Source organism: Streptococcus pseudopneumoniae, from assembly GCF_001072315.1.
Lineage (GTDB): Bacteria > Bacillota > Bacilli > Lactobacillales > Streptococcaceae > Streptococcus > Streptococcus pseudopneumoniae_R.
The window spans coordinates 1-7,580 of the sequence record NZ_JVLI01000016.1; the positions used below are offsets into that span (position 1 = coordinate 1).

Here is a 7,580-nt window from a genome sequence, read left to right on the forward strand (position 1 = left end):
CGTACTCAAGTACAGCCTGCGGCTAGCTTCCTAGTTTGCTCTTTGATTTTCATTGAGTATAAGATATTTTAAATTAGTTTTTAGTTTTTTTATTGTCTTTAATAATTATTTATTGTAAAATATAGTAGATTGAAATAAGATGTGAACAAAGTGATTGAGAAAGTCAATTTTTTCTAGAAATATTTTAGCAACTGTAATGTGCTATTCTAGATTCAATATGCTATATTAATATCATAGACAGAGCGAGGTAGTAAATTGGTTGAAAACATTTTATATTAAAATATAGGATGAAGCTTGCTTTTTGTTAGTAGAGCTATTTAAAAATTTTTTGTCTTACCTATAGAAAAATTTTAGGTGTGTAGACCATAAATGGTGAGACATATGAAAAAATCCAATAAAAGAAAAAAAGTAAATAAAGTTGATAATTACGTTTCGTAACTTATCAAAGTAACTTCCATCTCTCTCCCAAAACTGGAAGCTAGTCTCAGACGACGAATTATGCTAGAATTAAGTCTGAGACTGAGACTTTTCGAATTTAAAAAAAGTTTGAAAAAATCTTGCATTCTTTTTTAAACTATGCTATACTTATATACGGTTTGAAAAAACTGCCTAAGACAGTAGGGGAGCTCGACTCATAAGGATCCTACCGAGGACAAAACGTATCATGTAAAAAGAAGCGTATTGTACTTTCGTGTCTAGGTTTGGGCGCGTTTTTCTTTTGAAAAATTTCCCCAAGCAAAATAATAACGGAGGTGAACACACTAATGAGTGAAGCAATTATTGCTAAAAAAGCGGAACTAGTTGACGTAGTAGCTGAAAAAATGAAAGCTGCTGCATCTATCGTCGTTGTAGACGCCCGTGGTTTGACAGTTGAGCAAGATACAGTTCTTCGTCGTGAGCTTCGTGGAAGCGAAGTTGAGTATAAAGTGATTAAAAACTCAATCTTGCGTCGTGCAGCTGAAAAAGCTGGTCTTGAAGATCTTGCATCTGTATTTGTTGGACCATCTGCAGTAGCATTTTCTAACGAAGATGTTATCGCACCAGCGAAAATCTTGAACGACTTTTCTAAAAACGCTGAAGCACTTGAAATCAAAGGTGGTGCAATCGAAGGCGCTGTCGCATCTAAAGAAGAGATTCTTGCACTTGCAACTCTTCCAAACCGCGAAGGACTTCTTTCTATGCTCCTTTCTGTACTTCAAGCGCCAGTGCGCAACGTTGCTCTTGCAGTCAAAGCGGTTGCAGACAACAAAGAAGACGCAGCTTAATCTTAAGCTACGCAGCGTAGCCTAGCTACGAAAATCTATTATAAATTTAAAACATATTTGGAGGAAATAACAATGGCATTGAACATTGAAAACATTATTGCTGAAATTAAAGAAGCTTCAATCCTTGAATTGAACGACCTTGTAAAAGCTATCGAAGAAGAATTTGGTGTAACTGCAGCTGCTCCTGTAGCTGTTGCTGCAGCTGGTGCTGCTGACGCTGGTGCTGCTAAAGATTCATTCGACGTTGAATTGACATCTGCAGGCGACAAAAAAGTTGGCGTTATCAAAGTTGTACGTGAAATCACAGGTCTTGGACTTAAAGAAGCTAAAGAACTTGTTGACGGTGCACCAGCACTTGTTAAAGAAGGCGTTGCAACTGCAGAAGCTGAAGAAATCAAAGCCAAATTGGAAGAAGCTGGAGCTTCAGTTACTCTTAAATAATAGAGCGACTACATTAGTAGCTTAAAAACATGATTAAACCGCTATTCTTAGGACTAGCGGTTTTTATTTTTATGTGCCAGGGGGCAAAAAAGGGGAAGGAATCTTAAAAAGTGAGGAGAGTTAGATTGAAAGAATCATATTGGTAAATTGAAATGATGGATATTTGTATCATGTTATAAATCGTTATCAAACGATAATATTGATTTTCTTACAAATTAAGAGTATAATTTATAAAAATGAGTGTTTACTCAATTTTTGTGAAATTAAGGAGTAGAGAAAATGGTTGTTGAAGCAATAGAGTATAGTCGTTTCGGTAACGAAGAGGTCTTGGATTTGCTGAAGATCGACTCTACAGCCTTGGATGTAAATCAGGTGAGAGTAGAAGTTCATGCTGTTGGTTTAAATCCTATTGATTATAAAACTTTTGAGGGAGCGAAACCCCTTCGATTTCTATCTTTTATAACGAAATTAAGGAAACCAAGTCGTTGGTTTGAATCTAAATCATCTTTATTTCCAAGAGGTGTGGGGAGAGATTTTTCTGGAGTTATTACAGAAGTTGGAAATGAAGTAAGTAAGTTTTCAGTAGGAGACAAGGTGTTTGGAACAATGATTAGTGATCCTGGTTTGGGAACTAAGAGGGGAGCTTTAGCAACAGAGATTTGTGTCAATGAATCAGAAATTGTATTGAAACCAGAGATGATCGACATGACTCACGCAGCTACTATGGGAGTAGCTTCTCTAACTGTAGGAGGGGCTTTTAGAAGAATCGAATTAAATTCAAGAGATACTGTTGTTATTTCAGCTGCAGCAGGAGGTATTGGAAGTATTGCAGTACAGTATGCAATTGCTAAGGGAGCGACAGTGATTGGAATAGCAAGTAAGAAAAATGCAGAGTATCTGAAGTCTTTAGGTGCCATACCAGTAAGTTACGAAGAGAATATCAAGAAGGCTCTTCTATCAGCTAGTCCAACGCCTATTACAAAATTTTTGGATTGTTATGGATCTGATTATGTTAGATTGGCTGTTAGTTTAGGCTTGAAAGGGACAGCTATTGGGACATTAGTACCTTCGCCCTATGTTATGATAAAAGGTGCTCAGTTTACTGGTCCGAGACATTCCACATATGATGATTTTAGCACTTTAGCTGAAATGGTCTCAGACGGGAAGGTTCAGCTGAAAATTGATCAAGTGTATGACTTTTCTCTAAAGTCAGTTAGAGAAGCCTATCGTAGTCTGAAAATGGGACACAGTCGAGGCAAAAAAGTCGTAAAAGTAAGAGAGTAGAAGAGAGGTGCTAGCGATGGAAAGTTTAGAACAAAAGTATGCTCAGACGTTAGAAGTTAGCAACTTGAGCTTGAAACAACGTCGAGTATTATTATCAAGCTTAAAATTATTCTCAGAAATTGGATTTGAGAATACAACGTCCAGCCTTATTGCCGAACGCGCTGGAGTGTCAGAAGGAACTGTTTTTAGTTACTTTAAAACAAAGGAAGGTATTTTAGAAGCCATTTTATCTACTTTTCTAGAACAGGTTATTCCAGAAGTGATTGCGGATTTCTCAGAAAAGAAATTAACAGTAGATCAGGAAACTTTTCCCTTCTTTTTAAAAAGTATTGTTCGAGATAGGCTCTTTTTCATTCAGGAGAACCAAATGCATGTTAAAATTCTCTTGGGGCGTTCTTTTATTGATAAAAATCTTTCTATCCAGTTAGGAAATATTATTGTTCAATCTATAATAGAACCAATTAGCCCTGTTTTAAATCAATTTAAAGAAAAAGGATTTATTCTAAATTGGTCAAATGAAAGAATTGTTCGATACATTTTAGCATTGAGTTTTTCTTATCTTATTCCCATGATGTTGAATGATGAAGGAACTATAAACATAGATGAAGCAGTTGATGAGATTGTTGAATGTTTGTCATCTGCCCTAATGAAAGTAAAATAAATTCTGATGTTAAAACTCACTGTTAATGGTGAGTTTTTTTGATTCAACATAAAAATCCCCAATCGTAGCGATTGAGGATTAAGCAAATGAATCTTAAACAATACCTTGTGCAATCATAGCGTTTGCTACATTTTCAAAGGCAGCAATGTTTGCTCCTGCAAGGTAGTCTTTATCAAGACCGTATGTTTCTGAAGTTGTTTTAGCTGTGTTGAAGATGTTTGTCATGATGTCTTTGAGACGTCCATCAACTTCTTCACGAGTCCATGAGAGACGAAGACTGTTTTGGCTCATTTCAAGGGCTGAAACGGCTACACCACCAGCGTTGGCAGCTTTGGCAGGTCCATAGAAGATACCATTTTCTTTGTAAACTTTGATGGCATCAAGGTCGCTTGGCATGTTGGCACCTTCAGATACACAGATAACGCCTTGAGCAACCAAACGTTTAGCTGCTTCACCGTTGATTTCGTTTTGAGTCGCACATGGAAGAGCGATGTCATAGTTTCCAGCATAAGTCCATACAGAACCTTCGTGGTAGGTTGCAGTTGCTTTCTCAGCTGCATACTCAGTCAAACGAGCGCGACGTTTTTCTTTAACATCAACTAAAAGATCGAAGTCGATACCATTTTCATCGATGACATAACCATTTGAGTCAGATACAGAGATAACAGTTGCACCAAGTTCAGTCGCTTTTTGAAGAGCGTATTGAGCAACGTTACCAGAACCTGAAATGACCACTTTCTTACCAGCAAAGCTGTTACCGTTAGCTTTAAGCATTTCTTCAGTGTAGTAAACCAAACCGTAACCAGTTGCTTCTGGACGAATCAAACTACCACCAAATCCAAGAGGTTTACCAGTCAAGACACCAGCATCAAATTGGTTAAGACGCTTGTATTGACCATAAAGGTAACCAATTTCACGTCCACCAACACCGATATCACCAGCAGGTACGTCAAGTGATGGGCCGATGTATTTTTGTAGTTCAGTCATGAAGCTTTGGCAGAAGCGCATCACTTCAGCATCTGTTTTACCTTTAGGATCGAAGTCTGATCCACCTTTACCTCCACCGATAGGAAGTCCAGTCAAGACGTTTTTAAAGATTTGTTCAAATCCGAGGAATTTCAAAATTCCTTGGTTAACAGTTGGGTGGAAACGAAGTCCGCCTTTGTATGGTCCAACAGCTGAGTTGAATTGAACACGGTAACCGCGGTTTACTTGAACTTTTCCATCACGGTCAACCCAAGGAACACGGAAAGAAATCACGCGTTCTGGCTCAGTGATACGTGCCAAGATATTTTCTTCGATATACTCAGGGTGTTTTTCAAATACAGGTTCTAAAGTGTTGAAAAATTCTTCAACAGCTTGGAGGAATTCAGCCTCGTGCCCGTTACGAGCTTTTACAGTTTCAAACACGCTTTGGATATATTCTTTAGCAGATGTCATATCGTTCTCCTTAAATTCTAATTTAATTATGTGTGTCATTATAGCAGAATTTTTTTTAACTGTAAAGAGAAAAAACAAAAATTTTCTAAAAATTCTTTCAATTTAGTTTTTGGGATTTTTTGAAAGTAGATAAAAAACGAACGTTTTTCTTATAAATGCCTTTCTTAAAGAGAAAATCTGAAAATGTGGTATAATATTAGCAATAAAAGGAATCTGGAGGATTAGAATCATGGTATCAACAAAAACACAAATTGCTGGTTTTGAGTTTGACAACTGCTTGATGAATGCAGCAGGTGTGGCTTGTATGACGATAGAAGAGCTAGAGGGGGTTAAAAACTCAGCGGCAGGAACCTTTGTCACTAAGACAGCGACCTTGGACTTTCGTCAGGGAAATCCTGAACCACGCTATCAAGATGTTCCACTTGGTTCTATTAACTCCATGGGCTTGCCAAATAATGGCTTAGACTATTATTTGAACTATCTTTTGGATTTGCAGGAAAAAGAGCCAAACCGAACTTTCTTCTTATCTCTAGTCGGCATGTCTCCAGAGGAAACTCATACTATTTTGAAAAAAGTCCAAGAGAGTGACTTCCGTGGTCTGACTGAGCTAAATCTTTCCTGCCCAAATGTTCCAGGTAAACCTCAGATTGCCTATGATTTTGAGACAACAGACCGGATTTTGGCAGAGGTGTTTGCCTACTTCACCAAACCTCTTGGAATTAAATTGCCACCATATTTTGATATTGTTCACTTTGAACAAGCGGCAGCTATTTTCAATAAGTATCCTCTTAAGTTTGTCAACTGCGTCAACTCTATCGGAAACGGCCTTTATATAGAAGATGAGTCTATCGTTATTCGTCCTAAAAATGGTTTCGGTGGCATTGGTGGCGAGTATATCAAACCAACTGCTCTAGCTAATGTTCATGCCTTTTATCAACGCTTAAATCCTCAAATCCAAATCATCGGAACAGGTGGCGTTTTGACTGGTCGTGATGCCTTTGAACATATCCTCTGTGGAGCAAGTATGGTGCAGGTGGGAACCACACTTCACAAAGAAGGAGTTGGTGCTTTTGATCGTATTACAAATGAACTAAAAGAAATCATGTCGGAAAAAGGGTACGAGAGCCTAGAAGATTTCCGTGGGAAATTGCGCTATATTGATTAAATTCATTAAAAAATCAGAAGAAAGGAGAGAAGATGCTAGCCATTGAAGAAAGCCAGAAGTTGACTTTATCAAATTTACCTAGTCTGAGCCTATTTACAGGGACAGACCAGGGTCAGTTTGAAGTGATGAAGAGTCAAGTATTGAAACAGATTGGTTATGATTCTGCTGACCTCAACTTTGCCTACTTTGATATGAAAGAAGTAGTTTACAAGGATGTGGAACTGGAGTTGGTCAGCCTTCCTTTCTTTGCGGATGAGAAAATAGTGATATTGGATCATTTTGTCGATATCACGACTGCTAAAAAACGCTTTTTGACAGATGATGAGCTCAAGTCATTTGAGGAATACTTTGACAATCCTTCACCAACAACCAAGTTAATAATCTTTGCAGAAGGAAAGTTGGATAGTAAAAGACGGTTAGTTAAATTACTTAAGCGTGATGCCAAGGTTTTTGACGCAGTAGAAGCCAAAGAACAAGAATTGCGCCAGTATTTCCAAAAGTGGAGCCAGAAACAAGGTCTGCAGTTTGCCAATCATTCTTTTGAAAATCTCCTCATCAAGTCTGGTTTTCAATTTAGCGAAATTCAGAAAAATCTCCTCTTTTTACAGTCCTATAAGGAAGACTCTGTTATCGAGGAAGAGGATATTGTTAACGCAATTCCCAAGACCTTGCAGGACAATATTTTTGATTTAACTCAGTTTATTCTGACTAAAAAGATGGATCAGGCGCGTGACTTGGTTAGAGATTTGACCTTGCAAGGTGAAGATGAAATTAAACTGATTGCAGTCATGCTAGGACAATTTCGGACTTTTACTCAGGTGAAGATTTTGGCGGAGTCTGGGCAAACAGAATCTCAGATTGCAAGTAGTCTAGGAAGTTTTCTCGGACGCAATCCAAATCCCTATCAGATTAAGTTTGCGTTGAGGGATTCAAGAGGACTTTCCTTGAGCTTTTTGCAGCAAGCTATTTCTTATTTGATTGAGACAGACTATCAGATTAAGACAGGTCTTTATGAAAAGAGTTTCCTTTTTGAAAAGGCACTCCTACAGATTGCTAGCCAGGTAAATTGATATTTTTTGAAACTACAACCCGCGTCAATATTATTTTGTCGTGGGTTTCTTGCTGATTTGCTTATTTTATACTCAATGAAAATCAAAGAGTAAACTAGGAAACTAGCCGCCGGTTGCTCAAAGCACTGCTTTGAGGTTGTGGATAGAACTGACGAAGTCAGCTCAAAACATGTTTTTGAGGTTGCGGATGAAACTGACGAAGTCAGTAACCATACCTACGGCAAGGCGACGTTGACGCGGTTTGAAGAGATTTT

At 37.9% G+C, this 7,580-nt stretch carries 7 protein-coding genes and 1 other annotated feature; of the genes, 6 read left to right on the top strand and 1 reads right to left on the bottom strand.

Translation table 11 applies throughout. From position 1 onward, the window contains the following. Positions 1–590 precede the first annotated feature (590 nt). Positions 591–726: a sequence feature (ribosomal protein L10 leader region), on the top strand. A 38-nt stretch (positions 727–764) separates the two neighbouring features. The 4 genes from rplJ (at position 765) to ADH54_RS00805 (ending at position 3,651) form a co-directional block, all read left to right on the top strand. Beyond that, positions 765–1,265: a 50S ribosomal protein L10 gene (gene rplJ / locus ADH54_RS00790; protein ID WP_001287277.1), complete on the top strand. Its 501-nt coding sequence runs from the start codon at positions 765–767 to the stop codon at positions 1,263–1,265. A 72-nt stretch (positions 1,266–1,337) separates the two neighbouring features. Then, a complete protein-coding gene (gene rplL / locus ADH54_RS00795; RefSeq protein WP_001196965.1) occupies positions 1,338–1,706 on the top strand; it encodes a 50S ribosomal protein L7/L12 in 369 nt (122 codons plus the stop codon). 279 nt (positions 1,707–1,985) lie between these two features. Further along, positions 1,986–2,990 (top strand): NADP-dependent oxidoreductase, encoded by a 1,005-nt coding sequence (locus tag ADH54_RS00800; protein ID WP_049523469.1) that lies wholly within the window; start codon positions 1,986–1,988, stop codon positions 2,988–2,990. A 16-nt stretch (positions 2,991–3,006) separates the two neighbouring features. Then, positions 3,007–3,651, top strand: coding sequence for a TetR/AcrR family transcriptional regulator (locus tag ADH54_RS00805; RefSeq protein WP_049523470.1), 645 nt, complete (start codon positions 3,007–3,009; stop codon positions 3,649–3,651). Between the two features lie 93 nt (positions 3,652–3,744). Here ADH54_RS00805 and gdhA read toward each other — a convergent pair whose 3' ends face one another. Then, positions 3,745–5,091 (bottom strand): NADP-specific glutamate dehydrogenase, encoded by a 1,347-nt coding sequence (gene gdhA, locus ADH54_RS00810; protein WP_000199543.1) that lies wholly within the window; start codon positions 5,089–5,091, stop codon positions 3,745–3,747. 229 nt (positions 5,092–5,320) lie between these two features. Between gdhA and ADH54_RS00815 the strand changes: the two genes are divergently transcribed. Both ADH54_RS00815 and holA read left to right on the top strand, forming a co-directional pair. Beyond that, positions 5,321–6,256: a dihydroorotate oxidase gene (locus ADH54_RS00815; RefSeq protein WP_049523471.1), complete on the top strand. Its 936-nt coding sequence runs from the start codon at positions 5,321–5,323 to the stop codon at positions 6,254–6,256. Positions 6,257–6,288: 32 nt separating this feature from the next. Continuing rightward, positions 6,289–7,326 (top strand): DNA polymerase III subunit delta, encoded by a 1,038-nt coding sequence (gene holA / locus ADH54_RS00820; RefSeq protein WP_049521416.1) that lies wholly within the window; start codon positions 6,289–6,291, stop codon positions 7,324–7,326. Positions 7,327–7,580: the final 254 nt, after the last annotated feature.